The 26,802-nt window shown below is 73.3% G+C and carries 23 protein-coding genes; 7 read left to right on the forward strand and 16 right to left on the reverse strand.

The window, feature by feature from the left end; translation table 11 throughout:
• Window positions 1–53: 53 nt before the first annotated feature.
• The gene (locus tag ACF09E_RS20250; protein WP_392206371.1) at window positions 54–995 is read left to right on the forward strand and encodes a GNAT family N-acetyltransferase; all 942 of its coding nucleotides are present in this window, start codon (window positions 54–56) and stop codon (window positions 993–995) included.
• Window positions 996–1,151: 156 nt separating this feature from the next.
• Here the strand turns inward: ACF09E_RS20250 and adhE are convergent, their stop codons facing one another.
• The 9 genes from adhE to ACF09E_RS20295 form a co-directional block, all read right to left on the reverse strand.
• Window positions 1,152–3,854 (reverse strand): bifunctional acetaldehyde-CoA/alcohol dehydrogenase, encoded by a 2,703-nt coding sequence (gene adhE / locus ACF09E_RS20255; protein WP_392206372.1) that lies wholly within the window; start codon window positions 3,852–3,854, stop codon window positions 1,152–1,154.
• A 71-nt stretch (window positions 3,855–3,925) separates the two neighbouring features.
• The gene (locus ACF09E_RS20260; protein WP_392206373.1) at window positions 3,926–4,750 is read right to left on the reverse strand and encodes a DUF1684 domain-containing protein; all 825 of its coding nucleotides are present in this window, start codon (window positions 4,748–4,750) and stop codon (window positions 3,926–3,928) included.
• Between the two features lie 5 nt (window positions 4,751–4,755).
• The gene (locus tag ACF09E_RS20265) at window positions 4,756–6,036 is read right to left on the reverse strand and encodes an NtaA/DmoA family FMN-dependent monooxygenase (RefSeq protein ID WP_392206423.1); all 1,281 of its coding nucleotides are present in this window, start codon (window positions 6,034–6,036) and stop codon (window positions 4,756–4,758) included.
• A gap of 23 nt (window positions 6,037–6,059) precedes the next feature.
• Window positions 6,060–7,130, reverse strand: a complete 1,071-nt coding sequence (locus tag ACF09E_RS20270) for an LLM class flavin-dependent oxidoreductase (protein ID WP_392206374.1) — start codon at window positions 7,128–7,130, stop codon at window positions 6,060–6,062.
• 43 nt (window positions 7,131–7,173) lie between these two features.
• On the reverse strand, window positions 7,174–8,151 hold the full coding sequence (locus tag ACF09E_RS20275; protein WP_392206375.1) for an ABC transporter substrate-binding protein: 978 nt from the start codon (window positions 8,149–8,151) through the stop codon (window positions 7,174–7,176).
• A gap of 48 nt (window positions 8,152–8,199) precedes the next feature.
• Window positions 8,200–9,006, reverse strand: coding sequence for an amino acid ABC transporter ATP-binding protein (locus ACF09E_RS20280; RefSeq protein ID WP_361852275.1), 807 nt, complete (start codon window positions 9,004–9,006; stop codon window positions 8,200–8,202).
• A complete protein-coding gene (locus ACF09E_RS20285) occupies window positions 9,003–9,887 on the reverse strand; it encodes an amino acid ABC transporter permease (protein WP_392206376.1) in 885 nt (294 codons plus the stop codon). Before ACF09E_RS20285 ends, ACF09E_RS20280 begins: the two co-directional genes overlap by 4 nt.
• Before the next feature lie 44 nt (window positions 9,888–9,931).
• Window positions 9,932–11,737, reverse strand: coding sequence for an FAD/NAD(P)-binding protein (locus ACF09E_RS20290; RefSeq protein ID WP_392206377.1), 1,806 nt, complete (start codon window positions 11,735–11,737; stop codon window positions 9,932–9,934).
• Window positions 11,734–12,582, reverse strand: coding sequence for an amino acid ABC transporter permease (locus ACF09E_RS20295; protein WP_392206378.1), 849 nt, complete (start codon window positions 12,580–12,582; stop codon window positions 11,734–11,736). Before ACF09E_RS20295 ends, ACF09E_RS20290 begins: the two co-directional genes overlap by 4 nt.
• A gap of 454 nt (window positions 12,583–13,036) precedes the next feature.
• Here ACF09E_RS20295 and ACF09E_RS20300 point away from each other — a divergent pair, with 454 nt between their 5' ends.
• Entirely contained in the window at window positions 13,037–13,516 is a 480-nt protein-coding gene (locus ACF09E_RS20300; RefSeq protein WP_392206379.1) for a GNAT family N-acetyltransferase, read from the forward strand.
• The gene (locus ACF09E_RS20305; RefSeq protein WP_392206380.1) at window positions 13,513–14,499 is read left to right on the forward strand and encodes an ABC transporter substrate-binding protein; all 987 of its coding nucleotides are present in this window, start codon (window positions 13,513–13,515) and stop codon (window positions 14,497–14,499) included. The genes ACF09E_RS20300 and ACF09E_RS20305 overlap by 4 nt, the downstream gene beginning before the upstream one ends.
• Before the next feature lie 24 nt (window positions 14,500–14,523).
• Here ACF09E_RS20305 and ACF09E_RS20310 read toward each other — a convergent pair whose 3' ends face one another.
• Window positions 14,524–15,780 (reverse strand): DUF5685 family protein, encoded by a 1,257-nt coding sequence (locus ACF09E_RS20310; RefSeq protein ID WP_392206381.1) that lies wholly within the window; start codon window positions 15,778–15,780, stop codon window positions 14,524–14,526.
• A gap of 324 nt (window positions 15,781–16,104) precedes the next feature.
• Here ACF09E_RS20310 and ACF09E_RS20315 point away from each other — a divergent pair, with 324 nt between their 5' ends.
• Complete coding sequence (locus tag ACF09E_RS20315) at window positions 16,105–16,539, forward strand: cell division protein SepF (protein WP_392206382.1); 435 nt, start codon at window positions 16,105–16,107, stop codon at window positions 16,537–16,539.
• A gap of 36 nt (window positions 16,540–16,575) precedes the next feature.
• Here the strand turns inward: ACF09E_RS20315 and ACF09E_RS20320 are convergent, their stop codons facing one another.
• The gene (locus ACF09E_RS20320) at window positions 16,576–18,354 is read right to left on the reverse strand and encodes an MFS transporter (RefSeq protein ID WP_392206383.1); all 1,779 of its coding nucleotides are present in this window, start codon (window positions 18,352–18,354) and stop codon (window positions 16,576–16,578) included.
• Between the two features lie 470 nt (window positions 18,355–18,824).
• Between ACF09E_RS20320 and ACF09E_RS20325 the strand changes: the two genes are divergently transcribed.
• Window positions 18,825–19,640: a phosphatase PAP2 family protein gene (locus tag ACF09E_RS20325; protein ID WP_388804272.1), complete on the forward strand. Its 816-nt coding sequence runs from the start codon at window positions 18,825–18,827 to the stop codon at window positions 19,638–19,640.
• A 113-nt stretch (window positions 19,641–19,753) separates the two neighbouring features.
• Here ACF09E_RS20325 and ACF09E_RS20330 read toward each other — a convergent pair whose 3' ends face one another.
• The 4 genes from ACF09E_RS20330 to ACF09E_RS20345 form a co-directional block, all read right to left on the reverse strand.
• Entirely contained in the window at window positions 19,754–19,969 is a 216-nt protein-coding gene (locus tag ACF09E_RS20330) for an I78 family peptidase inhibitor (protein WP_361863551.1), read from the reverse strand.
• Between the two features lie 250 nt (window positions 19,970–20,219).
• Entirely contained in the window at window positions 20,220–21,203 is a 984-nt protein-coding gene (locus ACF09E_RS20335; RefSeq protein WP_392206384.1) for a helix-turn-helix transcriptional regulator, read from the reverse strand.
• A 312-nt stretch (window positions 21,204–21,515) separates the two neighbouring features.
• Window positions 21,516–22,790, reverse strand: coding sequence for a glycosyltransferase family 4 protein (locus ACF09E_RS20340; RefSeq protein WP_392206385.1), 1,275 nt, complete (start codon window positions 22,788–22,790; stop codon window positions 21,516–21,518).
• Between the two features lie 255 nt (window positions 22,791–23,045).
• The gene (locus ACF09E_RS20345) at window positions 23,046–23,648 is read right to left on the reverse strand and encodes a transglycosylase family protein (protein WP_361862007.1); all 603 of its coding nucleotides are present in this window, start codon (window positions 23,646–23,648) and stop codon (window positions 23,046–23,048) included.
• A 260-nt stretch (window positions 23,649–23,908) separates the two neighbouring features.
• Between ACF09E_RS20345 and ACF09E_RS20350 the strand changes: the two genes are divergently transcribed.
• Together ACF09E_RS20350 and ACF09E_RS20355 are read left to right on the forward strand one after the other, a co-directional pair.
• Window positions 23,909–24,691 (forward strand): hypothetical protein, encoded by a 783-nt coding sequence (locus ACF09E_RS20350; RefSeq protein ID WP_361862009.1) that lies wholly within the window; start codon window positions 23,909–23,911, stop codon window positions 24,689–24,691.
• A gap of 215 nt (window positions 24,692–24,906) precedes the next feature.
• A complete protein-coding gene (locus tag ACF09E_RS20355) occupies window positions 24,907–25,203 on the forward strand; it encodes a hypothetical protein (protein ID WP_388804261.1) in 297 nt (98 codons plus the stop codon).
• Between the two features lie 90 nt (window positions 25,204–25,293).
• Here the strand turns inward: ACF09E_RS20355 and der are convergent, their stop codons facing one another.
• A complete protein-coding gene (gene der / locus ACF09E_RS20360; RefSeq protein WP_388804258.1) occupies window positions 25,294–26,742 on the reverse strand; it encodes a ribosome biogenesis GTPase Der in 1,449 nt (482 codons plus the stop codon).
• Between the last annotated feature and the right edge of the window lie 60 nt (window positions 26,743–26,802).

Here is a 26,802-nt window from a genome sequence, read left to right on the forward strand (position 1 = left end):
CGGCCGCTACGTTCGCGGGGCAGACCGACCGCCCCCGAACGACAAGGCCCTCCGTGACAGTTGTGCGCCCCGCCCGTCCCGACGAACTCCCCGCCCTGGTCGAGCACCCCGACGACCCCGAGCGCAACGCCGCCACCCGCGCGTACCTCGCCCAGCTCCTCGACAGCGGGTGCACCCGGCCCGAGTGGTGCCTGGTCGCCGAGGACGGCGACGGCCGCCCCACCGGCAGCGTGGTGCTGTGGACCCTGCCGGGACAGGAGGTCCCGCTCGCCCTGGTGCTGTTCGAGGCGCCGCCGGACGCACCGGAGACGGCCGCCGCCCTGCTCGACGCGGCGGCCGCCGAGGCCGGGAAGCTGGGCGCGACGGAGCTGGAGCACGTCGTCGACTCCCCCGCCCAGGCCCCGCAGTTCCAGCGGAACCCGGAGGACCGCGGCGAGCTGCTGCGGGCGTCCGGCTTCGCGGTGGTCCGCGACGGACGCCGGTTCGTCCACCGGAGCCCCGGCGCACCGGACGCGCTGCCCGCGGACGACCCCCGGCTCACCTTCCGCTCGCTCGCCGAACTCGGCCGCGGCCCCTTCGTCGAGGCCCTCGCCGAGCTGCTCGCGGACACCGCCGACGCCCGCCTCGCGGCCGACGTGCGCCGGCACGGCGCCCGGCGCGCGGCCGAGCTGCTCTTCGAGGAGACGGCCGAGCTGAAGCACGAGCCCGGCTGGTGGGAGCTGGGTTACGCCGCGGACGGCACGGTCGCCGTGATCAGCCTGCCCGCCGAGAACCCCGCCGTCCCGGTGATCGGTTTCGTCGGCGTCACCCCCGCGCACCGGGGCAGGGGGTACGCCACCTCGGTCGTGGTCCGGGGCACGCGCATCCTGGCCGCCGCCGGGGCCACCGAGATCCGCGGCGACTGCGACGCCGCGAACGTGGCGATGGCCCGGGCCTTCACGCGCGCCGGGTACGTGAACTTCGCCGACCGCCTGGAGTTCGCCCGCGCCCTCTGAGCCGGCGTCCTCTGAGCCGACGCCCTCTGAGCCGGCGTCCCCTGAGCCCCCGCGCGCAGAGCCCCGTCTCCCGCACCACCCCTGGGCCCGGCCGGGTACACCCCGGTGCCGCCCCGCGCGTCCTCGCGCGGGGCGGCACCGTCGTACCGCGGCGCACTACCGGCCGTAGTACGCCCGGGTCATCAGCTCCTTCATCTCGTCGATCATCGGCATCCTCGGGTTCGCCGGTGCGCACTGGTCGGCGTAGGCGTTCATCGCCTGCTGCGGCAGGGCCGCGAGGAAGGCCTCCTCGTCGACGCCCTCTTCCTGGAAGGAGGCGGGGATGCCGCAGCGGGTGCGCAGCTCCTCGACCGCCCGGGCGTAGGACTCCACGCCCTCCTCGGGGGTCGCGGCCGGCAGGCCGAGCATCCGCGCGATCTCCTGGAAGCGCTCCGGGGCCCGGTAGACCTCGGCCTTCGGCCACGGCACGGCCTTGTGGGTGACGGTGCCGTTGTGGCGGATCACATGCGGGAGCAGCAGCGCGTTGGTGCGGCCGTGGGCGACGTGGAAGGTGTTGCCGAGGGTGTGGGCCATGGCGTGGACGAGGCCGAGGAAGGCGTTGGCGAAGGCCATGCCGGCGATGGTGGACGCGTTGTGCATCTTCTCGCGGGCCTCGGGCGCCCGGGCGCCCTTCGTCACGCAGGTCTCCAGGTTCTCGAAGATCAGCTTGATGGCCTGGAGGCACTGGCCGTCGGTGAAGTCGTTCGCGTAGGCGGAGACGTAGGCCTCGGTGGCGTGGGTGAGGGCGTCGAAGCCGGAGTCGGCGGTGACCGTGGGCGGCAGGTGGAGCGGCAGTTCCGGGTCGACGACGGCGACGTCGGGGGTGAGCGCGTAGTCGGCGAGCGGGTACTTCTGGGCCGCCTCCGGGTCGGAGATCACCGCGAAGGGGGTGACCTCGCTGCCGGTGCCCGAGGTGGTCGGGATCGCGACGAGCCTGGCCTTCTCGCCGAGCTTGGGGAAGCGGTAGGCGCGCTTGCGGATGTCGAAGAACTTCTCCCTGGTGTCGGCGAACTCGACCTCGGGCCGCTCGTACATCAGCCACATGATCTTCGCCGCGTCCATCGGGGACCCGCCGCCGAGGGCGATGACGGTGTCCGGGCGGAACTCCCGCATGGCGGCGGCACCGGCCCGGACGGTGGCGAGCTCGGGGTTGGGCTCGACGGAGTCGATGACCTGGACGGTGACCGGCTCGGGGCGGCCGTTCAGGATGTCGGTGACCCTCCGGACGAGGCCGATCTCGCCCATGGTCCGGTCGGTGACGATCGTGACCCGCTCCAGGCCCTCCATCTCGCCGAGGTAGCGGAGGGCGCCCCGCTCGAAGTAGATCTTCGGCGGGACCTTGTACCACTGCATGCTCGTGTTGCGCCGTCCGATCCGCTTGATGTTGATCAGGTCGGCCGCGGTGACGTTGCCGGCGACGGAGTTGTGCCCGTAGGAGCCGCAGCCGAGGGTGAGGGAGGGCAGGAAGGCGTTGTAGACGTCGCCGATGCCACCGAAGGTGGAGGGGGCGTTGACGATGACCCTGACCGCCTTGACGCGGCGGCCGAACTCCTCGGCGAGGGCCTCGTCCTCGGTGTGGACGGCGGCGCTGTGGCCGAGGCCGTGGAACTCGACCATGCGGGCGGAGAGCGCGAGGCCGTGCTCGGTGGAGTCGGCGCGGAGGACGGCGAGGATCGGGGAGAGCTTCTCGCGGGTGAGGGGTTCGCCCTCGCCGACCTCGGCGCATTCGGCGAGGAGGACCGAGGTGCTCTCGGGGACCTCGAAGCCGGCCTGTGCGGCGATCCAGTGGGGGGACCGGCCGACGACGGCCGCGTTGAGCTTCGCGCCGGCGCAGTCGGTGGCGTGGGCGGTGGTGCCGAAGACGTACTCCTCCAGCTTGGTCTTCTGGGCGGCGGTGAGGACGTGGCCGCCGAGGCGCTCGAACTCGGCGACGCCGTCCTCGTACACCTCCGTGTCGAGGATGACGGCCTGCTCGGAGGCGCAGATCATGCCGTGGTCGAAGGCCTTGGAGAGCACGATGTCGTGGATCGCCCGCGGGAGCTTCGCGCTCTTCGTGACGTACGCGGGGACGTTGCCCGCGCCGACGCCGAGGGCCGGCTTGCCGCACGAGTAGGCGGCCTTGACCATGGCGTTCCCGCCGGTGGCGAGGATGGTGGAGACGCCCTCGTGGTGCATCAGGAGGCCGGTGGCCGCCATGGAGGGCTCCTCGATCCACTGCACGCAGCCGGCGGGCGCGCCGGCGGCGACGGCGGCGTCGCGGACGATCCGGGCGGCCTCGGCCGAGCAGCGCTGGGCGGAGGGGTGGAAGGCGAAGACGATCGGGTTGCGGGTCTTGAGGGCGATGAGCGCCTTGAAGATCGTGGTCGAGGTGGGGTTGGTGACGGGGGTCATCGCGCAGATCACGCCGACGGGTTCGGCGATCTCGGTGATGCCGTCGACCTCGTCGCGGCGGATGACTCCGGCGGTCTTCAGGCCGGCCATCGAGTGGGTGACGTGCTCGCAGGCGAAGAGGTTCTTGACGGCCTTGTCCTCGAAGACGCCGCGGCCGGTCTCCTCGACGGCGAGCTTCGCCAGGTCGCCGTGGGCGCTCAGCGCGGCGAGCGAGGCCTTCTTGACGATGTGGTCGACCTGTTCCTGGTCGAGCTCCGTGAACCGGTCGAGTGCCCCGAGGGCCTCCCGTACCAGTCCGTCCACCCTCTCCTCGGTCTCCATGGCCGGCTCTCCTTTGTGGGTCCCGGTTTCTCCTGTGTCTCCATTCGACACCCGGCGACCTGCGGAAAGGGGCGGAGAAGGGCCTGAGAGGAGGGGCCGGAAGTCCATTTGCGAAAGCTTTCACAAAGGGACTTCCGGCGGCGGTGCGCGCCGCCCCGGCCAGGGTTCGGCGCAGCCGGTCAGCCCTCGGCCGGCCGCCGCTCGCCCGCCGTGACGGCGGTGTCGAGGGTGTTCCCCGGCGGGGGGAACGGGCAGATGAAGTGATCGGCGAAGGCGCAGGGCGGCAGCAGCGCGCGGTTGAGGTCGACCGTCACCGAGCCGTCCGCCGCCGGGGCCGGCGGGCGCAGGAAGCGGAAGCGGTAGCTGTCCCGGCCGCTGGTGGCGTCGGCGAAGACGGCCCACAGGGAGCCGTCGTCCTCGACGGCCACCTGGAGGGTGTGCTCACCGCCGTGCAGCTCGAAGGCCAGTTCACCGGAGAGCCCGAGGCCCCGCTCGCGGCCGTCGGCGTTCTCCACCCGTACGCTCCGCGTCGCCTCGTACGGGCGGAAGACGCCGGGCACCACCCAGCGCTCGTCGTACGGGTTGGCCTCGATGCCCCGGAAGGCGGCGCGGGCCTCGGAACCGGGGTCGAAGTCCCTTACGGCCCAGAGCCCTTCGCGGCGCAGCACGACAAGCCGCCGGCCCGCCGACTCGACGCGGGACTCGTGGATCGGGCCGTGATCGGCGGTGAGCCGGACCGTGCCGGTGAAGGGCTTGCCGTCGACGGTGATCCCGTCCTCGGCGGCGGCGCTGAGGAGCACCTCGTCGCCGTCCTCCCGCCACTCCCCCGGAACGCCCGGGATGCGGCCCTCCGGGGCGTCCGAGAGCCAGTGGGTGCCCGTGAGGGAGAGCGGGCCGTACGAGGAGGAGACCGCGGCCTCCCGCTGCTCGTGCCAGTGCCGCCACTCCTGCCGCGGGTCGGCTGCCGGGTCCGTGCCCGTGCCGCTGTCGTGGTGCGTGCTCATGGTGCTCAACCCTTCCATACGGGGTCGGGAAGCCCGAGGTGCGACCGGAGCGTCGTGCCGGAGTACTCCGTCCGGAAGACACCCCGCTCCTGGAGCAGCGGCACGACCCGGTCGACGAACTCGTCGAGCCCGCCGGGGGTCAGGTGCGGGACGAGGATGAAGCCGTCGGCCGCGTCCGCGACGACGAACTCCTCCAGGGCCGCCGCCACCGTCGCCGGGCTGCCCACGAAGGACTGCCGGCTCGTGGACTCGACGACCGTCTGACGGATCGACAGTCCCTTGGCCTCGGAGAGCGCCCGCCACTTCCGGGCCACCCCGACCGGGTCGGCGACCCGTACCCGGCCCTGGACCAGCGTCGAGTCGGGATCGGGGTCGACGTCGGGCAGCGGCCCGTCCGGGTCGTAGCCGGAGAGGTCGCGGCCCCAGACCTGTTCCAGGGCGAGGATCGCGTTCTGCGGGGAGACCTGCCGACGGCGGATCTCCGCGGCGCGCTCCTGCGCCTCGGCGTCGGTGTCCCCGAGGACGTAGGTCACGCCGGGCATGATCCTCAGATCGCCGGGCTCCCTCCCGTACCGGGCGAGCCGTCCCTTGACGTCGGCGTAGAACGCGCGGCCCGCCTCCAGCGTGGAGTGCCGGGTGAAGACCACGTCGGCGGCGGAGGCCGCGAACTCCCGGCCCTCGGCGGAGTCGCCCGCCTGGATGACGACCGGGTGCCCCTGCGGGGAGCGCGGGACGGTGAACTCGCCCTCGATCCCGAACTGCGGCCCGCTGTGGGCGAAGGGCCGCGGCCGGCCCTCCGGGGTCCAGGAGTCCCACAGCTCCCGGGCCGTGGCGAGGAACTCGGCGGCCCGGGTGTACCGGTCGGCCCGGTCCAGGAAGCCGCCGCGCCGGAAGTTCTCCCCGGTGAAGGCGTCCGAGGAGGTGACGACGTTCCAGGCGGCCCGGCCCGCGCTGAGGTGGTCGAGCGAGGCGAGCCGCCGGGCCAGTTCGTACGGCTCGTTGAAGGTGGCGTTGACCGTGCCGGCCAGGCCGAGCCGGTCGGTGACGGCGGCGAGCGCGTTCAGGACGGTGACCGACTCGGGCCGGCCGACCACGTCGAGGTCGTGGATGCGTCCGTTGTGCTCGCGCAGCCGCAGCCCCTCCGCCAGGAAGAAGAAGTCGAAGAGGCCGCGCTCCGCGGTCCTGGCGAGGTGCTCGAAGGAGGAGAAGTCGATCTGGGAGCCGGAGTGCGGATCGTCCCACAGGGTGGTGGAGTTGACGCCGGGGAAGTGCGCGGCGAGGTGCATCCGCCGGCGTCCCTCGCGGGTGCTCATGCGCGTGCTCCCGTCGTCGCGGGTGCTTCGGTGGCGTACTGGCTGACGGGGCGGACGAGCCCCAGGTGGTCGCGGAGGGTGGCGCCCTCGTAGGAGGTGCGGAAGAGGCCGCGGTCGCGCAGCGGGGCGACGGTGCCGGCGGTGAACCGCTCCAGGTCCCGCTCGGGGACCGCGGGCACGAGGTGGAAGCCGTCGACCGCTCCGCCGCCGTGCCAGCCCGCGATCAGTTCGGCGAGCGCGCCGGGCCCGCCCTCGTACGCGTCGAGGTCGACGGTCGCCGAGAGCAGGACGCGGAGCTGTCCGGGGTCCCGGCCGTGGACGCGGGCCCCCTGGTGCAGTTCGGCGCGCAGGGCGGCGGCCTCCTCGGCGGAGGAGGCCCTGATGAGGGCCACGTCGGCGTGGTGGGCGGCGGTGTCGCGGGCGGCGGGGCGGGTGGCGTCGACGACGGTGACCGGGTTGCCCTGCGGGGGCCGGGGGACGATCGAGGGGCCGGAGACCGAGAAGGTCGCCCCCTGGAAGTTCACGTGGTGGAGCTTCCTGCGGTCGACGAACCGCCCGGTCGCGGTGTCCCGTATCTCGGCGTCGTCCTCCCAGCTGTCCCACAGCCTGCGGGAGACCTCGGCGACCTCGCCGGCCTCCTGCCACAGTTCGGCCGTGGGCGGGGCCGGGCGGCGGCCGAAGAGCCGGGCCTCGGCCCCGGTCGGGGAGACCGCGATCCGCCAGCCCGCCCGGCCCCGGCTCACCCAGTCGAGGGTGGCGACGGCGGCCTGGACGTGGAAGGGCTCGGTGTGGGTGGTGGTCACGGTCGGCACGAGGCCGACCGAGCGGGTCTCGGGGGCGACCCGGGCCAGGACGGCGAGCGCGTCGAGGCCGGGCCGGGTGAAGGAGTCGTCGTGGGTGAGGAAGTCGAGCCCGGCGGCCTCGGCGAGCCGGGCGAGCGCGACCGTACGGGCGGCGGCGCCGGCGACGGCGGGTGCGGCGGTGCGGACGGCGGACGGGCCGCCCGGCCGGTCGCCGGCGCCCGGGGCGAGTTCGGCGGCGAGGTGGAGCGTTCGGCTGCTGGTCATGCGGTCTCTCTCGGAAGGGCGTGGTGCGGACGGCGGCGCGCGGTCAGTTCTTGGTGCGGGGCAGCCCCGGCGGGTTGATCTCCGACTTCGTCACGGCCTCGCTGTCGAGGCCCCACCGCTTGAGGACCTGGGCGTAGGTGCCGTTCCCGACGACGTGGTCGATGGCGGCGGCGTAGGCGGCGACGAGTCCGCTGTCCTTCTTGGTGGTGGCCGCGATCTTGCCCTGGAGGCCGGCGCCGGCACCGGAGAACTTGCCGACGATCTCGGTCTGTCCGGCGGAGAGCACGTGGTAGGCGGCCACGGGGTTGGGGCCGAGGTAGCCGTCGATGCGGCCGGACTGGAGCGCCAGGTAGTAGTCCGAGGTGTTCTGGTAGTACTTGATGTCGACCGGCTCGCGCCCGGCCTTCTCGTTCTGCGCGGACCAGTCGACGAGGATCTTCTCCTGGTTGGTGCCGGAGCCGACGGCGATCGCCTTCCCCGCCACGTCCTCGGGGCCCTTGACCGTCCAGCCGGAGCCCTTCTTCGCCTCGAAGGCGAGGTCGTCCAGGCGGTAGGTGGCGAAGTCGTACTTGTCCTTGCGCTCCTCGGTGACGGTGACGTTGGAGAAGACGGCGTCGTACTTGCCGCTGTCGAGGCCGACGAAGAGGTTCTCCCAGGAGACCGGGTTGAACTCGGGCTTCAGACCGAGGGCGTCGGCGACCAGGGTCGCGAGGTCGACCTCGACGCCGATGAGCGTCTTGTCGTCGGTGGCGTGGAAGGCCAGCGGCGGATTGCTCGTGGCGGAGACGCCGAGGACCAGGGTGCCTCTCTTGCGGACGGCCTCGGGCAGCTTGGCGGCGAGTGCGTCGACCTTGGGGGTGTGGACGCGGTTCTGCTCGGGGCTGAGGTTGATGCCGTTGCCGGCCTTCTCGCCCTCGGGCCTGATCGTCTCGGTGGCGGCGTCGCCCGAGCCGCAGGCGGTGAGGACGCCGAGGGCGGTGAGCGAGGCGAGGGCGGTGAGGAGGGTGCGACGGGTCTTCATGGCGTTACTCCTGAGAGGGAAGAGGTGGGTGGGTGAAGGGGCGTGTGGTCAGAGGACCTTGGAGAGGAAGGCGCGGGTGCGTTCGTGGCGGGGGCTGTCCAGCACCTCGGCCGGGGGCCCCTGTTCGACGATCCGGCCCTCGTCCATGAAGACCACGGTGTCCGCGACCTCGCGGGCGAAGCCGATCTCGTGGGTGACGACGATCATGGTGGTGCCGGAGGCCGCGAGGTCCTTGATGACGTCGAGGACCTCGCCGACCAGCTCGGGGTCGAGCGCGGAGGTCGGCTCGTCGAAGAGGAGCAGGCCCGGTTCCAGGGCGAGCGCGCGGGCGATGGCGACCCGCTGCTGCTGTCCGCCGGAGAGCTGCTTGGGGTACGCCTCCGCCTTGTCGGCCAGTCCGACGCGCGCGAGCAGTCCGCGGGCCGCGGCCTCCGCTTCCTTCCGGGGGCGCTTGAGCGCCGAGACCGGGGCCTCGACGATGTTCTCCAGGACGGTGAGGTGCGGGAACAGGTGGAAGTTCTGGAAGACGAAGCCGATCCGGGTGCGCTGCTTGAGGATGTCGCGCTCGCGCAGTTCGTAGAGCTTGTCGCCGGAGCGGCGGTAGCCGACGAGGGTGCCGTCGACGCTGACGGTGCCGCTGTCGACCTTCTCCAGGTGGTTGATGGTGCGCAGGAGGGTGGACTTGCCGGAGCCGGAGGGGCCGAGGACGACGGTGACCTCGCCGGCGCGGACGTCGAGGTCGATCCCGCGCAGGACGTGGAGCGGGCCGAAGGTCTTGTGGACGGCCCGGATCTCGACCTTGGCGGTGTCGGCGGCCCGGGGGGCGGCGGTCGGGTCTGCGGTGACGGAGCTCATCGGACGCTCCCCTTCGCGTAGTGGCGTTCGACGTAGTGCTGGACGACGGAGAGCGCGGTGGTGAGCAGGACGTACCAGGCGGTGGCGACCATCAGGAGGGGGACGACCCGTCCGTTGCGGCCGTAGACGACCTGGACCTGGTAGAAGAGTTCGCCGATCGCCATGACGGAGACGATCGAGGTGCCCTTGAAGAGCGAGATGATCTCGTTGGCGGCGTTGGGCAGGATCGAGCGCATCGCCTGCGGCAGGACGATCCGCCGCACCTGCCGCAGCCGCGGGATGCCGAGGGAGGCCGCGGCCTGCAACTGGCCCTCGTCCACGGCGAGTACGCCGCCGCGGACGATCTCCGCCGCGTAGGCCGCCTGGTGCAGGGCGAGCCCCAGGACGGCGGCGCTCATCTCGCCGACCAGGCCCATCGTGTCGAAGGAGAGGAAGCTCGGCCCGAAGGGGATGCCGATGCTCAGCTCCTTGTAGAGGTAGGCGAGGTTGAACCAGAAGAGCAGCTGGACGATGAGCGGGATCGAGCGGAAGGCCCAGATGTAGCCGAAGGCGACGGACCGCAGGAAGGGGCTGGCCGACAGGCGCATGAAGGCGAGCACGATGCCGATCGCGAAGCCGAGCGCGGTGCCGTAGAAGGTGAGCTGGAGGGTGACCCAGACGGCCCGGAGGACGGTCTCGGTGGTGAAGAACGCGGCGAAGACGTCCCACTCCCAGCCGGGGTTGGTGACGAGTCCGTGGACGAACTGGACGAGCAGGACGGCGGTGACGACGACGGCCACCCAGCGCCAGGGCTGCCGCACGGGGACGACCACGAGCTCGGGGGCGGCCGCCGGTTCCTTGGGGACGGCTCTGGTGGCGGGCGGATCGCTGGTGAGAGACATGGCGGTTCCTCGGGAGGGGGTCGGGCGGCCGGAGGGCGGCGGGATCAGGCGGACAGCGGGGCCGGGAGCCGACAGGCCCCGTCGCGCAGCAGCGTCAGCGCCTCGCGCGCGGCGACGTCGTTCTGCCGGAAGGCGACCCCGCCGGTGCGGGGCCGGGTGAAGGCGCTGTCCGTCCGCGCGGTGGTGTGCGGACCGAGCGCGAAGCGGCGCGGGTGGGGGCGCCCGTCGCGTTCGAGGATCCGGCCGTCGACCGGGTCGACGACGAGGAGGCCGCTGGTGGTGGCGCGGGCGCCCTCCTCGTGCAGGGCGCGCAGCAGCGGGCTGCCGGTGCGTTCGAGGCTGGGGTCGGGGAGCCGGGCCTCGACCAGGGCGCGCGCCTCGGTCCACTCCCCCGGCACGGCGGTGGACGCGGCCCGGAAGACCCCGCGCTCCTCGTCGGCCTCCACGGTGAGGCCGGGGCCGAGGAAGCGGACGACGCCCGCGCGGGAGAGGGCGAGGAGCTGGCGCAGCCGGGGGCCGGGCGGCCCGGACGCGAGGTAGCTGAAGAAGCCGTGCCACCAGTCGCCGGTGTCGACGCGGTCCCCGAGCCGGAGGAGCTGTCCGTAGACGGAGAGCAGTCCGGCGAAGACGGCGGCGTCGGCGCTGTGGGCGGGGTCGTGGCGGCGCGCGAGGTCGTCGGCGACGTAGGCGCGCAGGCCGTTCTGGAGGGCTTCCGGCGAGGCGAAGCGGATGCCGTCCAGGGGGCGGTCCAGGGCGTCCAGGTCGAGCCGGTCGGCCGGGTCGGGGACGGCCGCGGCGACGAGGGCGGCGAGCTCGGCGCTGCGCGGCGGCGCCGCGGCGTAGGCCCGTGCGAAGTCGTCGGGTCCGAGCGCGGTCCGCTCGGGGTGGGTGGAGAAGAGCCGGTGGTAGTGGGCCCAGCCGAGCTCCTTGTCGATCAGCGGCCACACGTCGCGCCGGAAGTCGACGCGGCCGGGCCGGCGGAGCAGGGCGTCGGTCTGCTCGGGTCCGAAGAACCGGGGCAGCGGGGGCCGTTCGCCGTCGAGGGCGTAGCCGAGCTTGGAGTGGTACGGGACGCCCCGGCGCGATCCGACGTGCAGCACCGGTTCCCTGCCGGAGGGCCGGTAGACCAGCGCGTCGCCCTCGCCCTCGTAGCGACCGCCGCGGCCCTCGGTGAGCAGCACCATCAGGTCGACGAAGGCGAGTCCGAAGCCGCGGACGAGGACGTCCCGGCCGGCGGGCAGGGCGGACAGGTCGGTGTCGGCGGTGAAGTCGGGCGGCAGGTGGACGAGGCCGTGGCGGGCGGCGAAGCCGGCGAGGGCCCGCTGCTCCGGGTCGGGTTCGGCGTCGAGGTGGCCGACGGTGAGGATCACGGCGTCGGCGGCGAGCGGCGCGGCGGAGCCCTCCAGCCAGACCCGCTGGCGCCCCTCGCGCGGGCCGCCGATCCGCAGCGCGGTGGTGCGGTGCTCGTGGACGGAGACGGAGGCGGGCAGCGCGGCCCGCGCCTGCTCGAACACCCAGCGCAGGTAGGCGCCCTGCTGGAGCCGGGTGGGGAAGCTGCGGCCGTCGATGCCGGCCCATTCGGCGACCGTCGGTCCGGGCCGCACGGGGCCGGTCAGGTCGACGGTCTCGTCGGTGAACATGGTGACGTCCTCGGCCCGGGAGTTCATCCAGAGCAGCGGGGACTGCGCGGTGCGCCAGATCCGGCCGGGGCCGGGCGGGTGCGGGTCGACGAGGTGCAGGTCGAGGGGGCGGTCGCCGTACAGCTCGGGCAGGTTGGCGGCGAGCCGTTCGAGGAAGCCGGTCCCCCGCGGACCGGCTCCCACGATCACCAGGGACGGGCGCGGGCTCACCGCGCACCCGCCGTGCCGCGGGCGTAGTGGCGCTCCACGTAGTGCTGGCCGAGGCTGAGGACGGAGGTGACGGCGACGTACCAGAGCGTGGCGACGAGGAGGAGCGGGATGACCTCGTAGGTGCGGTGGTAGATGAGCTGGGTCGAGTAGAGCAGGTCCTGGACGGCGATCACGGAGACGATCGAGGTGCCCTTGAGGGTGCCGATCAGCATGTTCCCGGCCGGCGGGACGATCGCGCGCATGGCCTGCGGCAGCACGATCCGGGAGAGCCGGCGCCACCGGCCGAGACCGAGGGACTGGGCGGCCTCCAGCTGGCCGCGGTCGACGGAGAGGATGCCGCCGCGCACGACCTCGGCGGCGTAGGCGGCCTCGTGCAGGGTGAGGCCGATGACGGCGACGGACACCGGGCCGAGGAGGTTGACGGTGCTGACGCCCAGGATCTGCGGGTAGAGCGCGCCGATGTTGAACCAGAAGAGCAGCTGGACCAGGATCGGGGTGGAGCGGAAGAACCAGACGTAGCCCCAACTCACCGCGCGGAGAACCGGGTTGTCGGAGAGCCTCAGGACCGCGAGCAGGGTGCCGAGGACGAAGCCGAGCACCATGACGAGGGCCGTCAGCCACAGGGTGAGGCCGAGTCCGCGCAGGACGGACGTGGAGGTGAAGTACTCGGCGACCACGTCCCACTGGAAGGCCTTGTTGCGGACGACCGAGACGAGGCCGAGCGCGAGGAGGACGAGGACGAGGCCGGCGGCCGCCCACTGTCCGGCGCGGCGGGTGGGGACGATGCGGGGCGGTGGTTCGGCCGGCGGGGCCGGCGAGGGGGTTTTCACGAGGGTCGCGGACATACGAAGACTCCGTGGATGCCAGAGGCGGATCGAACACGGGGGTGCGCCTTCACACGCGACGAGCACGGGACCGAGCCCCTCAGCCCGATCCGCCCTTCGAGGCTATGCGGTCAACAGGCCCTGTTGTCAAGGGTGTCCGCACTGTGAGCCGTACGTCTCATCGTGGTTGACGTGGGCACGGATGCCTGTTCCACTGTGGCCATGCATTCGCAGCAGCTGGTCACGCGCTCCCACATCGACTTCGGTCGCGTGTGGTCCTCCTCCTGTTGAGCCGACCCTCTGCTCGGTGAGCCGGTGGTCCGGCTCCGCCCCGTCCGCGTGCTGTCCTCCGCGGCGCCTTCACACCCAGGCCCTCTCGGCGCCTGAGCCCTCCCCTCCCCTCGTTCCGCCCTGCCGTCCTCCTTCGTTCCGGAGGGCTGCGGCTCTTTCGTCTCCTTCGTCCTGAAGGACCGTCATGACCTTCGCGTTGTCCGTGCACCGGACCACGACCACCGACCCCCTGGCGCGCCCGCTCCTCGACGAGCTGGCGTACGAGTACACGACCCGGTACGGCTCGGCGCACGATCTGAGCCGCTACCCGGCGGAGGAGTTCACCCCGCCGCACGGTGCCTTCCTGCTCCTGCTGGAGCAGGGCCGGCCGGTAGCGGGCGGCGCCTACCGCCGCTACGACGACGACACCGCCGAACTCAAGCGGATCTGGACCCACTCGGCGCACCGCAGGCGCGGACTCGCCCGCCGGGTCCTCACCGTGCTCGAACGGGAGGCCGCCGCCCGCGGCTACTCCCGCCTCTACCTCACGACCGGACCGCGCCAGCCCGAGGCCAGGGGCCTCTATCTGGCGAGCGGCTACCGCCCGCTCTTCGACGTGTCCGCCGATCCCGAGTCGATCGGCCCGCTGCCGTTCGAGAAACTCCTGGAGAGACCCAAGCCATGACCACGCGCACGCGTCCCGGCACCGCTCGCACCGCTCTCGTCTTCGCCCTGATCACCGGCGCCGCCCTGACCCTGACCGCCTGCGCGGGCGGCGATCCCGCGACGGCCCCGGCCGGCGCGTCGGGCGCTCCGGGCGCCGCGGGGGCGGCGCAGGGCGGACTTCCGACCGAGGACGTGGTGGCGGCGGTGAAGAAGAACGAGGCCGCGGCGAGGCTGCTCCCCGCGGACGTCCGGCAGCGGGGCGTCTTCACGCTCGCCGCCTCGGTGGCGACCCCGCCCAGCTCGGCCTACCTGCCCGACGGGAAGACCGTGGTGGGGGTGGACGCCGACTTCGCCGCGGCGGTGGCGAAGTCCCTCGGCCTGGAGGTGAAGCGCGAGGTGGTCGGGTTCGAGGCGATCCTGCCGGCCCTCGGCAGCGGCAAGTACGACGTCGGCACCGGGAACTTCGGGGTGACCGAGGAGCGGCGCAAGGCCATCGACTTCGTGACGTACATCAACGACGGCCAGGGGTTCGCGAGCCGTGCCGACAGCCCGTTGAAGGCGGTCACCGACCTCACGCAGCTGTGCGGCTTGAAGGTGGCCGTGAACGCGGGCACCACCTTCGAGCGGACCCTGGAGCAGAACAAGGGCCGGTGCGCGGAGGCGGGCAGGAAGCCGTACGAGGTGAACGTCTACAGCGAGACCGGGGCGATCTGGATGTCGCTCCAGCAGGGCCGCAGCGATGTCGTGATGAACACGATCAACGGGGTGCGGTACGCGGTGACGCAGCAGAAGAACGTGAAGTTCCTCAACGAGTACCGGCGGCTGGACGTCGGCTTCGCCTTCAAGAAGGGGACGCCGCTCGCGCCCGCCTTCCAGGCCGCGGTGAACGGCCTGAAGGCGGACGGCACGTACGACCGGATCCTGAGGAAGTGGGGCGTGACCGGGTCGGGCATCGCCACCTCGCGGATCTCCCCGCCGGAGATCCCGGCGCCGAAGAAGTAGCGGCGCGGGGATCCCGGCGGAAGGTCAGCAGTCGCAGCCGCAGTTGCAGTCGCCGCAGCAGCAGCCGTCGCCCTCGCAGCAGGAGGAGCAGTTGCTGCAGCAGTCACAGCAGTCGCAGCAGCTCCCGGGGTCGCACTGCTGGCAGAGCCCTTCGCGCCGCTGGCGGCTCCAGGGGTCCTCGAAGGTGCCGCAGCACATCTGGCAGGTGCAGGCCAGTCCGATCCAGAGCGCGCAGCCGGCGATCATCCCGCGGCGGTTCGGAGGGCCGGGCGGGAGCGGCCCGCCGGGACCTCCGGGTCCGCCGGGCCCGGGGGCGTACGGGTTGCCGGGGCCGGGGCCGCCCGGCGCGGCGTAGGGGTTCCCTGGGACGGGGCCGTGCGCGTGCGGGGCGCCCTGGCCCTGCGCCGCTCCGGTGTGCGAGCAGCTCGTCGTGCCGAAGGCGCGGTCGACCGAGGTGCGCAGTTCGTGGGCGAGCAGCACGTGCGCCAGCTTGCCGTCGGCGAACTCGGCGTCCCGCAGCGCGAGGCGGATGCCGTGCAGGGCGTCGTCGGCGAGCCGGCGGGCCTCCTCGCGGGAGGTGCCGGTCGCGGTGAGCGGGTTCCAGGCCCCCTTCTCGGCGTCGGCGGTCTGGTCCTCGACGGCGTCGAGGAGGTGGGCGAGGCGGCCGAAGAGCCGGCCCGCCTCGGCGAGCGGCTCCGCGTTGCCGGGCCGGCCGGCGAGGACGGCGGTGTGCGCGAAGGCGGCCGCGGTGGCGGTCTCGGTCGGTTCGGTGACGGTGAGCAGGGAGGTGCCGGGGCCGGCGAGGGCCTCGATGCCGGTCTGGCGGTCGACGGCGTCGACGAGGACGGCGGTGTCGAAGCCGAGGGCGCGTCCGGTCCTGGCTCCCGCCCGGTCCCAGGAGCGGGCGACACGGCGGGCCGCGGCGGCGGCCGGCCGCCGGGCCAACAGGCCGTCCCGGTCGTCCACGTGGTCGCGGATCTTCGCCGAGGCGAGGACCAGGGAGACGGCGGCGGCGAGCCGGGCGCCCTCACCCCTGGCCACCGGGGCGGTCCGCAGGGCGCGCAGCGCACAGGGCCCGGCCGTGCGGCGGCCCGCCTCGGTGACGCCGGTCTGAGCCTCCGTCAGGACCGAGACGATCAGCCCGTCGTAGTTGGTGACGATCCGGGCGAACTGCCCGTGGTCGGCGCGAAGTGCCAGGCAGAGGCCGCAGAGATGGGCCATCCACGCGGTCTTGAGCCCGTCGGTGAGCCGATGCGTGCAGGGTCTGACGATTCCGAACATGGTCTCCCCCGTGGAGCGTGGATCTGCGCCTGGCTATGGACCGCCGGGCGGCCTCGCGGCATCGTAACGAGCGGGCCCGTTCACCCGTACGCGCCCATCGTCACCCTTCCGGCACGACTTTCATATTTTCAGCTACATGGCCCTCCCTCAGGCCCCGCATACCGCATGATTCCTGACGAATCGCCAGAAAACGGTGCTCACGTTCTGCACCAGTACCGTCACGAATCCCCTGCGCGCCGACTATCCACTTGGCGCGCGATCCGCATCATGAAGGACGATAGGGAAATGCGGAACCACAAGTGACCGCGCTGAAAGGAGGCGTCCATGGGATCGGTGCGCAAGGCGAGCGCCTGGCTGGGCCTCGTCGAGGACAACGACGAGCGTTACTACGACGACGAGTACGCCGACGGTGCCGAGGGCGGCGACGCCTGGGTGACGGACCCCCGCGTCCGGGTGGCCACCGACACCGCCGAGGACCGGGGCCGCCGGATCGCGACCGTCTCCCCGGACGGCTTCCGGGACGCCCGCGGCATCGGCGAGCTCTTCCGGGACGGCGTCCCGGTGATCGTGAACCTGACCGCGATGGAGTCGAACGACGCCAAGCGCGTGGTCGACTTCGCCGCCGGCCTCGCCTTCGGTCTGCGCGGTTCGATCGAGCGCGTGGCGACGCGGGTCTTCCTGCTGACCCCCGCCGACACCCAGATCGTCACGGGCGAGACGGGCCGCCGCCGGCAGGACGGCTTCTTCAACCAGAGCTGAGCGGGTCCGCCGGCCGGGCACCCCCGAGCGATCGGGTCAGTGCGCCGGACGCCCCGAGCCGGCGGGCTCGATCGCCTCCCGGGTCGCGGGCACCCGCGGCTCGGACGCTTTCGCGCGCTCCGACGGCTCCGCGGCCCGCGCCTCCCCCGCCGGTTTCGACGGCACCGGCACGGACCGGCCGGGCACGGCCCCGTCCCGCTCCGGCGGTGCCGGCTGCGACGGCACCGGCCGCTCTCCCTCCACCACCCCGGCGGACACCGGCTCCTCCGGATCCACCGGGCACTCCATCACCCGCGGCAGGCGCAGTGCCATCGCCGCACCGATCAGCAGCAGCCCCGCGCTCACGAAGAGCGTGATGTGCAGCCCGTTCACGAAGGCGTGCCGGGCGGCCTGGTGCAGCGCTCCGCCGGCCTCCCCGCCCAGCCGGCCCGCCACCTGATAGGCCTCCCCCAGCGAGTTCGCCGCGGCCCGGCTCGCCTCCGCGGGCACCCCCGGGATCGCGGCGAGCCCGGGGGCGTACGCCGCGTTCATCACGCTGCCGAGCAGGGCGGTGCCCATGCCCGCACCGAGCTGGTACGAGGTCTCGCCGATCGAGGCGGCGGCGCCCGCGCTCCGCTGCGGCGCCTCGCTGAGCATCGACTCGTACGCCGAGAAGAGCGTGGTCTGCAGGCCGAAGCCGAGCAGCACGAAGCCCACCGTGAGCAGCAGCGGCCGGTCGTGCTGCCCCATGAAGGTGAGCAGCAGCACCGCGGCGGCGGTGAGGACGAAGCCCCAGCCGACCATCCGGCGCGGCCCGATCCTGCGCAGGGTGTACGAGCCGGTCGCGCCGGCGGCCATGGCGGCGAAGGTGAGCGGCAGCAGGCGCAGCCCCGTCTCCAGCGGGCTCAGCCCGATGACCAGCTGGAGGTACTGGACGGCGATGAGCTGCAGGCCGACCAGGGCCAGCATGGCGAGCACGATGCAGCCGACCGAGGTGGTGAAGGCGGCGCGGGAGAAGAGCCGCATGTCGATCAGCGGATGGGGCCGCCGGCGCTGGCGCCGTACGAAGAGGTAGAGGAGCCCGGCGCCGAGCAGCAGCGGCCCGGCGGTGGGGAACGCGAGGAGCGGTTCGCCCGCGCCCGCGCGCTTGACCCCGAGGACGCAGCCGAGCACGCCGGCCGCGGCCATGAGCGCGCCGAGGACGTCCCAGGGTCCGTCGGCGCCGCCGCGGGACTCGGGGAGGAGGCGGCGGCCGAGCGGCAGGATCAGCGCCATCAGCGGGATGTTGATGAGGAAGACGGAGCCCCACCAGTAGTGCTCGACGAGGAAGCCGCCGAGCACGGGCCCGGTGGCGGCCCCTATCGCGGCGACCGCGGTCCAGATCCCGATGGCGGTGGCCCGCTCGCGCCGGTCGGGGAAGACCGCCCGGAGGATGGAGAGCGTGGCGGGCATGATCATCGCGCCGCCGACGCCGAGGAGCACCCGGGCCCCGATGAGCACCGAGGGTTCGGTGGCGAGCGCGGCGACCGCCGAGGCGATGCCGAACAGCGCGTATCCGAGGAGCAGGACCCGGCGCCGCCCGACCCGGTCACCCAGGGTGCCGAAGAGGATCAGGAGCGAGGCGCAGATCAACGGGTAGGCGTCGACGATCCACAGCAGGGCGGTGGAGCTCGGGCGCAGGTCCTCGGTGAGCGAGGGGATGGCCACGTGGAGGATGGTCGAGTCGAGGGCGACCACGAGGAGGCTGACGCAGAGGACGACGAGGACGACCCAGCGGTTGGCTCCCCCGCCGGCTGCGGCACGGGGTCGTGCTGGGGCCGTGTTCGTCCGCGACATATACGTACCTCCCAGTGAAGCTCTCGCGCTCGGTGGGTCCCGACCAGGGCTTATACCCCCCGGGGGCCCGGCATCGACGGGCGAGTGAGCCGTCAGCGTACGCGAGTTCAAGGCCCGAGCGCGTGGTGCAGCTCTCACCCCGGCGGGCCGCGCGGTGTGGCGTACGCCACTCGGGTCGGACCCCGTGTCGCATGGAATTCCGTACGGACGGGCGTTTGAAGCGAATTCCGCGTGTTCAAACACGCTTCCGGAATCGGTCCCGTGACAATAGGGCGGAAGGTCATCGGATTTCCCGACGGACGCCGGTAAAAGGACGCCCACTGAGACCTACTCCACATCACATCAACATCACGAACAGACCGGAACGACCGGGTCTGCTTCTCACTCCCTGTAACGTCGATTGGGTGCGTACCGACATCTTTGCCCGGCTGGACCGGGAGCCGGAACCGCCGAAGATAGAGGTCCCGCGGATGACCCGCACGCGTCTCGCCCTCTTCGGCGGGACGTCGGCGTTCTATCTCGCCATGGTCGTCGCCGTGCTGCTCTCGACGTGGCTGGTGACCCTCGACTGGAAGATCATGCTCTTCCGGCCCTACCAGCAGTGGCCGGAGATCCACGGCTTCCTCGACTACTACGTCGTCCTCGGCCAGCGCGGTCCGACGGCCGTCATGGTGGCCGCCTGGCTGGGCTGGCGCTCCTGGCGCCAGCACACCCTGCGCCCCCTGCTCTGCCTCGGCGCCGCCCTCCTGCTGCTCAACGTCACGGTCGGCGCGGTCAAGCTCGGGCTCGGCCGTCTCGGACCCCACTACGCGACCGAGGTCGGATCCGCCGAGCTCTTCGCCGGCGGCGACATATTCCCTTCGGGTCACACCGCCAACGCGGTCGTGACCTGGGGCATCCTCGCCTACCTGGCGACCACCCCGCGGGCCCGGCGCTATCTGTCGGCGCTCTCCGCGGTGGTCGCGCTCGGCGTCGGACTCACCACGGTCTACCTGGGCACGCACTGGCTGAGCGACGTCCTCCTCGGCTGGGCCGCCGGCCTGCTGATCCTGCTGGCCCTGCCCTGGTGCGAGCCGGTGATCGCCGTCGCCGAGTCGTGGATCCTGGCCCTGCGCGACCGCGTACGGGACCGGCTGCGGGACCGCCGCCGTCTCGTCCCCTCGCTGCCCGTGGCCTCCGGAGGACCCCGCCCGGGGTACTTCCCGCAGCGTCCGCCCGGCTCCGAGGAGCCGGTCCGCGGACCGGCCGGAGTAGCCGGCGGCCGCGCTCCGGCGACCCGCGGCTGACCGCGGGACCCCCGCGCACGCGGAAGGGCCCCGGCCGACGATCGGCCGGGGCCCTTCCGCGTGTCCGGGTCAGGGCGTCTCCGGGCGGCGCCCGGAGGCCCGCCGCCGACGCCTCAGCCGACCCAGCAGCGGGTGACCGTGCCGTCCTCGACCTCGAAGTTGATGCGTGCGGCGAGGTACTCCATGGTGATGATCGAGCCGGGTGGAAGGGACCTGACGGTGCTCCAGCCCCGCGTCCTGGCGCGCCGTTCGGCGCTGTCCCCGTCGAGGCCCACATAGGACTCGGGGGCGTCGCGAGGCGGTTCGGGAGTGCGCGATGTGGATGCCATGGCCCTCACGTTAGTCCCTTGGCGGTCACGCTTGTGTCACAGGTTCTCGACGCGTGTTCGGCATGATCCCGGTCACTGTCGGCCAGGGATTCCGGCCGTTTCTCCAGTAATTCCGAGCGGCCTCGGGTAGTTCGCACCAAGGAACCGGAAGCGCGGATACCGGGCGGTAATTCGGCGCTTCCGGCTCCGCCCGTCCCGAATTGTCTCGGCGACGCGTACGCGAGCCGCCCACTCTTCCCTTACACCATGCTTACGTGTCAGCGGGAGCCCCGGCAGACCGGTCGAGGGAGCGGGACAGCAGGTCCCTGAGCGCCCGCACCCGGTCGACCAGCTCCGGCGGATCGAGCACCTCGAACTCGAAGCCGATCAAGGAGACGTGGATCACCATCACGTCGAGGCTGTGCGCCCCGGTCCGCAGCAAGCAGGCGTCGGGCCCGTCCGCCGTCAGGACGCCGTCGGCCGCACCGACGGCCGCGGCCGCCTCCGCGAGCGGCACGTGCAGCCGGATCGTCGCCTCGGTCGTGTACGCCGCGGTGGACACGCCCTTCGCCACATAGGCGGCGAGGTCCTCGGCGGGCGGCTCGCGGGGCGGGAAGCGGGGCCCGTGCGGCGGGGTCGGCACGATCCGGTCGGCGCGGAAGGTGCGCCAGTCGTCCCGCTCCACGTCCCAGGCGACCAGGTACCAGCGCCGCTCGCTGCACACCAGGCGGTGCGGCTCGACGTTCCTGCGTGTGCTCGCCCCGCCGTGGTCCCGGTACTCGAAGCGCAGCCGCTCGCCGTCCCGGCAGGCGTGGGCGAGCTCGGTGAGGACGGCCGGGTCGATCCGCTCGCGCGGGGTGCGGAGCATCGGGACGGTGAAGGCGTTCAGGGCGCTCACCCGGCGGCGCAGCCGCCCCGGGAGCACCTGCTCCAGCTTGGCCAGGGCGCGGACCGAGCTCTCGCCGATCCCCTCGACGCCCTGCCCTGCGGCGGCCCGGAGGCCGACGGCGACCGCGACGGCCTCCTCGTCGTCGAGGAGCAGCGGCGGGAGCTCGGCCCCGGCGCCCAGCTGGTAGCCGCCGCCCGTCCCGGGGCTGGCGTTCACCGGATAGCCGAGCTCGCGGAGCCGGTCCACGTCCCGCCGCACGGTCCGGGGTGTGACCCCGAGCCGGTCGGCGAGATCGGCACCGGACCACTCGCGGTGGGCCTGGAGCAGCGAGAGCAGACGCAAGAGCCGTGCTGAGGTCTCCAACATGGACGCGAGTCTGCCAGCCCTCGCGGACGAGTTCTGTCCTCGATGAACGAACGGCGGACGACCGGGGCGCACACACAGGCGGGGCCGGGCCGCGCGTAAAGGTAGGACCCCGGGCCGCGCACGAACAGGCGGGACGCCGGGCCGCGCACGAACGCCCGGCGGACGGCCGCCCCGCCCAGGAGCACACGGCGGGGTCGGCCCGCGCGCCGACGGACGGCGAGGCCCGGCCAGCGGCCGCACGGGCCGGGCGCCGGGCGTACCGCGAGGGCGCCGGCCGCGCGGGAGGCGTGGACCGTGCGAGCGCGGTCCCGGTCAGCGGAAGCGGCGGACCAGCCGGCCGATCCGGGCCTTCAGGCCGTAGACCGCGTCGATCGCACGGCCGGTGGCGGTGTGCAGCGCCGCCCGGCCCTGCCCGTGGGTGCGGCGGCCCGCGCCCCGCTCCACGAGGTCCGCCCAGAGCGCCTCGTGCCGGGCGGCGATCCGGGCCGGGTCGAACCGCTCGGACGCCTCCAGCGCCGCCCGGGCCGCCCTGGCCCGCAGCTCGTCGTCCTCGACCAGCCGGCGCAGCGCCCGCGCGAACGCCGCCGTGTCGTCGACCGGTACGAGGAAGCCGTCGACTCCGTCCTCGATGATCTCGCCCGGCCCGTGCGGGCAGTCGGTGGAGACCACCGGGAGACCGCAGCGCATCGCCTCGACGATGGTCATGCCGAAGGACTCGCGCTGCGAGGTCACCGCGGCGATCGAGCCCTTGGCCAGCTCCGGTTCCAGCGGGTTCGCCGACCCCATGAGGAAGACCTGCCCGGTGAGCCCCCGCTCCTCGATCTGCCGGGTCAGCGGCCCCTTCAGGTTCTGCGCGGCGTCCCCGCTGCCGTAGATCCGCAGCCTCCAGTCGGGGTGGTCCGCCGCGACCTCGGCGAAGGCGTCGATCAGCAGGTCGTACCGCTTCACCTGCGTGAGCCGGCCCGCCGCGACGACGGTCCGCACCGCGGGGTCGGCGGTCGGCACCGGGGGCGCGGGCACGCTGTTGGGCACGGACTCGACGCGTACGCCGGGCAGCCGCAGACGCCGGTAGGCGCGGGCGTCCGCCTCGGTGACGGTGGTGACGGCGTCCAGGAGCGCGTACTCGTGGCCGATGTCGCGGCGGAGCCGGAAGGTGTGGCCGTCGAGGATCAGGTGCTCCTGTCCCACGAGGACCGGCCCCCGCCGGGCCTGCCGGACGAGCTGCACGTTCAGCCCGGGGCGGGTGCCGACCAGGACGTCGGCCTCGACGCCGCGCAGGTGCTCCCCGATCCGGGCGTCGGTGAGGGCGCTGTACTGCTTCCAGCGGCCGTCGCCGCGCGGGAAGACCTCGGCGGGACGGTGGAAGTCGGGGTGGTCGCCGTCGTATCCGGGGCTGTCCTTGCGGACGTCGACGAGGTGGCGCAGGGTCACCCCGGCGGGCAGGCCGAGGAAGGGGCGGTCGCGGTGGCGGAACACCGAGACGATCTCGACCTCGTGACGTTTCGCCAGTTCCTCGGCGAGGGTGAACGTCGTCCGGATCGTGCCGCCGTAGTGGTAGCCGTTGTGGAGCAGAAAGGAGATACGCATCGCGCTGCCGGTTCCCCCCGGTCAGTTGATCGGTCGACCGACTGTAACGCCGGTCGAGGGGGCGCCGTTCGCGGGCGGTGACCGGGGAGGTTCACGGGCGGTGACCGATCCGGGGCACGGCCGCGCGGCTCCCCGGCACCTCGCCCTGGCCGGCCCGGCTCCGGCCGCCCTGTCAACCGGCCGCGGACTGACGGGTGTTCGGGGCCGCGGGCCGGCTGCTGCTCCGCCCGCCGCGCGGGTCCGCCCCCGGCCCCTTCAGAGGGGGGCGATCCGCAGCATCGTGCCGACGACGACCCGGTTCGGATCGGGGCCGATGAGGGCCCGGTTCGCCTGGTAGAGCGCCTGCCAGCCGCCCTTGATCGCGAAGCGGCGGGCGATCGAGCTGAGGGTGTCCCCCCGCTGGACGGTGTGGACGCGTCCGCTCAGCCCGTACCGCTTGGAGCAGACCGGCCAGGCCCCCCACCCCTGGGTGCGGAGCACCTCCTCGGCGACGGCGATCTGCTGGGCCCGGGTCGCCAGGTCGGCGCGCGGCGCGTACCGCAGTCCGCCGTGCTCGACCCAGGTCGGGTGCCAGAACTGGAGGCCTCCGTAGAAGCCGTTCCCGGTGTTGGTGTGCCAGTCGCCGCTGCTCTCGCACTCGGCGACGCATCCCCAGGGCCACTGGTCGCGGGCGCAGGGGTAGGCGGGCACGGCGGCGGACGCCCGCAGCCCCTCCGACACGTCACGGAGCACGGCGGACGTGTTCCGGGGCCCGTCCAGCACGTCCCGGGCCTGGGCGGGTGCCGGGGCCAGGGCCAGCAGCGCGGCGGCGGACGCCGCCACGAGCGAGCCCGTCGTCCAAAATCGGATCTTCGACATCGAGGCAGGCTAGGCAGCGGCCCGGCGCCCCCGGCCCGTGCCGCGCGGAACACCGTTCACACCCCACCCGGTCGGAGTCACCCGCCGTCGCGCCCTTCCCGCGCCGTCCGCCCGGCCCGCCCGCGACCGGTTCCGCGCGGGCCGGCGGCAAGTTGCCCCGGTTCCACGCGTGACCCCGGCCGAGCCTGACCCGTTGAACTCGTCATGAGACGACCGGGAACGGCCCGGCGTCCCCCCGTACCGAGTCCAGGGAGCCCCCCGTGCCGCGCATGCTCGACGTCAGCGAGGACGTACGCGCCGAGATCGGCGACGAAGAAGCGGACCGGCTGCTCGCCGGCGACAACGCCCCGGGCAGCTACGACTGCACGTCCTGCCGCACGCCGGGGGACTCCGACCAGGAGCGCACCAGCACGGTGCTGTTCGTCGGCGACGAGACCGCGGTCCTCGCGTTCGCCCACGCCACCTGCATCCCGTCGCAGGTGGTCCGGGTCGCCGAGGAGCAGCTGCAGGGCGCCGTCGCCTCCATCACGGCCTCGGACACCGCCGACGCGCTGTCCGCCGCCCACCCCGAGCAGGCCGTGCTCGGGGTCACCAGCGGTCTCGTCCTGATCCAGGGCGAGCTGCACCCGGCCCTCGTCGTGGAGCCGACCGCGCCGGTGGCCCGTCCGGGTTCGGACGGCCTCACCGACGAGTTCCTGCCGCTCCTGGCCGACCAGGGCTTCCACCGGGTCGTGACGCTCGACGAGAAGCCGGCCGCGCTGCCGGGCTGGTCGGTCCTGGTGGCCATGGGCCAGCTGCACTCCGTCCTCCAGCCGGGCCCCGGCGGCGCCGGGCAGGCCGCCTGGTGGCAGGCCCACCAGCCGCTCCAGGTCACCGAGGGCTGGCGCGCGGCGGCCAACAAGTCGCACACGGTGCTGGTCTTCGCCGCCCCGGTCGGCTCGATCGGCCAGCAGCCGCGCGAGGACCTGCTGCGCGACGCCCTGGAGAAGGCCGCCGCGAACGGGCGCCTGGTCGCCGCCGCGATGCCGCTGGCCGGCACCTGATGGAGGGCCGCCGGCCGGGCATGGGGTGGGCGAGGGTGCACGGCGTGCCGGCGGGGCCGACGGGCTCCGGCGGCCCCGGGGCCCCGACCGTGCCGCGTCCCCGGCGGGCCCCCCTTTCGGAGAGCCGCCCGCATCCGACGGGCGGCGGGGTCGTTGGCACCTACGTGCACGCATACGACCCCTTCCTCCAGCCGTATCCGAGTCCGATCCCGTCGATGCGCCCTGCGCAGGACGTCACGGCGGGGGCCTCGCCCACGCCGATCTACGACGCCCTGTACTCGGAGTACCTCAGGACGTTCCGCACGCTGCCGGGTGACCGCAGCGGCGAGGAGGACCTCACGTTCCGGGCGTTCGGTACGGCGGTGAGCACGGGGGTGTACGGGCAGGGCCAGGGCCACGGGCAGGGCCACCGGTACGGGACGGCGTATCCGCAGGCGTGGTCCGCGCCGTACCCGCCCGCCCCCGCCCACACCCAGGCGGCGCTGCCTCCGGGGCCCCGGAGGGGCGTGTAGCGCGGAGGGCGCACCGGGGGGGGGTAGACGGCGGAGGGCCGGGGCGCGATCGCCCCGGCCCTCCGCCGTGTACCGGCCCGACGACCGGGCCTACTTCTTGCGGCCGCGCTTCTCGCGCACGCGCACCGAGATGTGGAGCGGGGTGCCCTCGAAGCCGAACTCCTCGCGGAGGCGGCGCTCGATGAAGCGGCGGTAGCCGGCCTCCAGGAAGCCGGAGGCGAAGAGCACGAAGCGGGGCGGCTTGGTGCCGGCCTGCGTGCCGAAGAGGATGCGGGGCTGCTTGCCGCCGCGGATCGGGTGGGGGTGCGCCGCGACGATCTCACCGAGGAAGGCGTTGAGCCGGCCGGTGGGGACGCGGGTCTCCCAGCCGGCGAGGGCGGTCTCGATGGCCGGGACCAGCTTCTCCATGTGGCGGCCGGTCTTGGCGGAGACGTTGACGCGGGGCGCCCAGGCGACCTGCTGCATCTCCGTCTCGATCTCGCGCTCCAGGTAGTAGCGGCGCTCCTCGTCGAGCTCGTCCCACTTGTTGTAGGCGATGACGATGGCGCGGCCCGACTCGACCGCCATCGTGATGATGCGCTGGTCCTGGACCGAGATCTTGTCGGTGGTGTCGATGAGGATGACGGCCACCTCGGCCTTCTCGACGGCGGCGGCCGTCCGCAGGGAGGCGTAGTAGTCCGCGCCCTCCTGGAGGTGGACCTTCTTGCGGATGCCCGCGGTGTCGACGAACTTCCACGTCACGCCGCCGAGCTCGATCAGCTCGTCGACCGGGTCGCGGGTGGTGCCGGCCAGCTCGTTGACGACGACGCGGTCCTCCCCCGCCACCTTGTTGAGCAGCGAGGACTTGCCGACGTTCGGGCGGCCGATGAGGGCGATGCGGCGCGGGCCGCCGACGGTGTTGCCGAAGCGCTGCTCGGGGGCCTCCGGCAGCTTCTTCAGGACCTCGTCGAGGAGGTCGCCGGTGCCGCGGCCGTGCAGCGAGGAGACCGGGAACGGCTCACCGAGGCCCAGGGACCACAGCGTGGCGGCGTCGGCCTCGCCGGACTGTCCGTCGACCTTGTTGGCGGCCAGGACGACCGGCTTCCCGGCGCGGCGCAGCAGCTTGACGACGGCCTCGTCGGTGTCGGTGGCGCCGACGGTGGCGTCCACGACGAAGAGGCAGGCGTCGGCGGCCTCGATGGCGAACTCGGCCTGGGCGGCGACGGAGGCGTCGATGCCGAGGACGTCCTGCTCCCAGCCGCCGGTGTCGACGACCTTGAAGCGGCGCCCGGCCCATTCGGCCTCGTAGGTGACGCGGTCGCGGGTGACGCCCGGCTTGTCCTCGACGACGGCCTCGCGGCGGCCGATGATGCGGTTCACCAGGGTCGACTTGCCGACGTTCGGACGGCCGACGACGGCGAGGACAGGAAGCGGGCCGTGACCGGCCTCCTCGATCGCGCCCTCGACCTCTTCGGCGTCGAAGCCTTCTTCGGAGGCGAGCTCCATGAACTCCGCGTACTCGGCGTCGCCAAGTGCCCCGTGGTCGTGCTGGTCGTTCATGAAGTCCGTTCCTTGATCATTCGTGGTCGGTGGGTCCCCGGGCCGCGGGGCCCACTACTG

The sequence above is a fragment of the Streptomyces sp. NPDC014891 genome, from assembly GCF_043081085.1.
Taxonomy (GTDB): Bacteria; Actinomycetota; Actinomycetes; order Streptomycetales; family Streptomycetaceae; genus Streptomyces.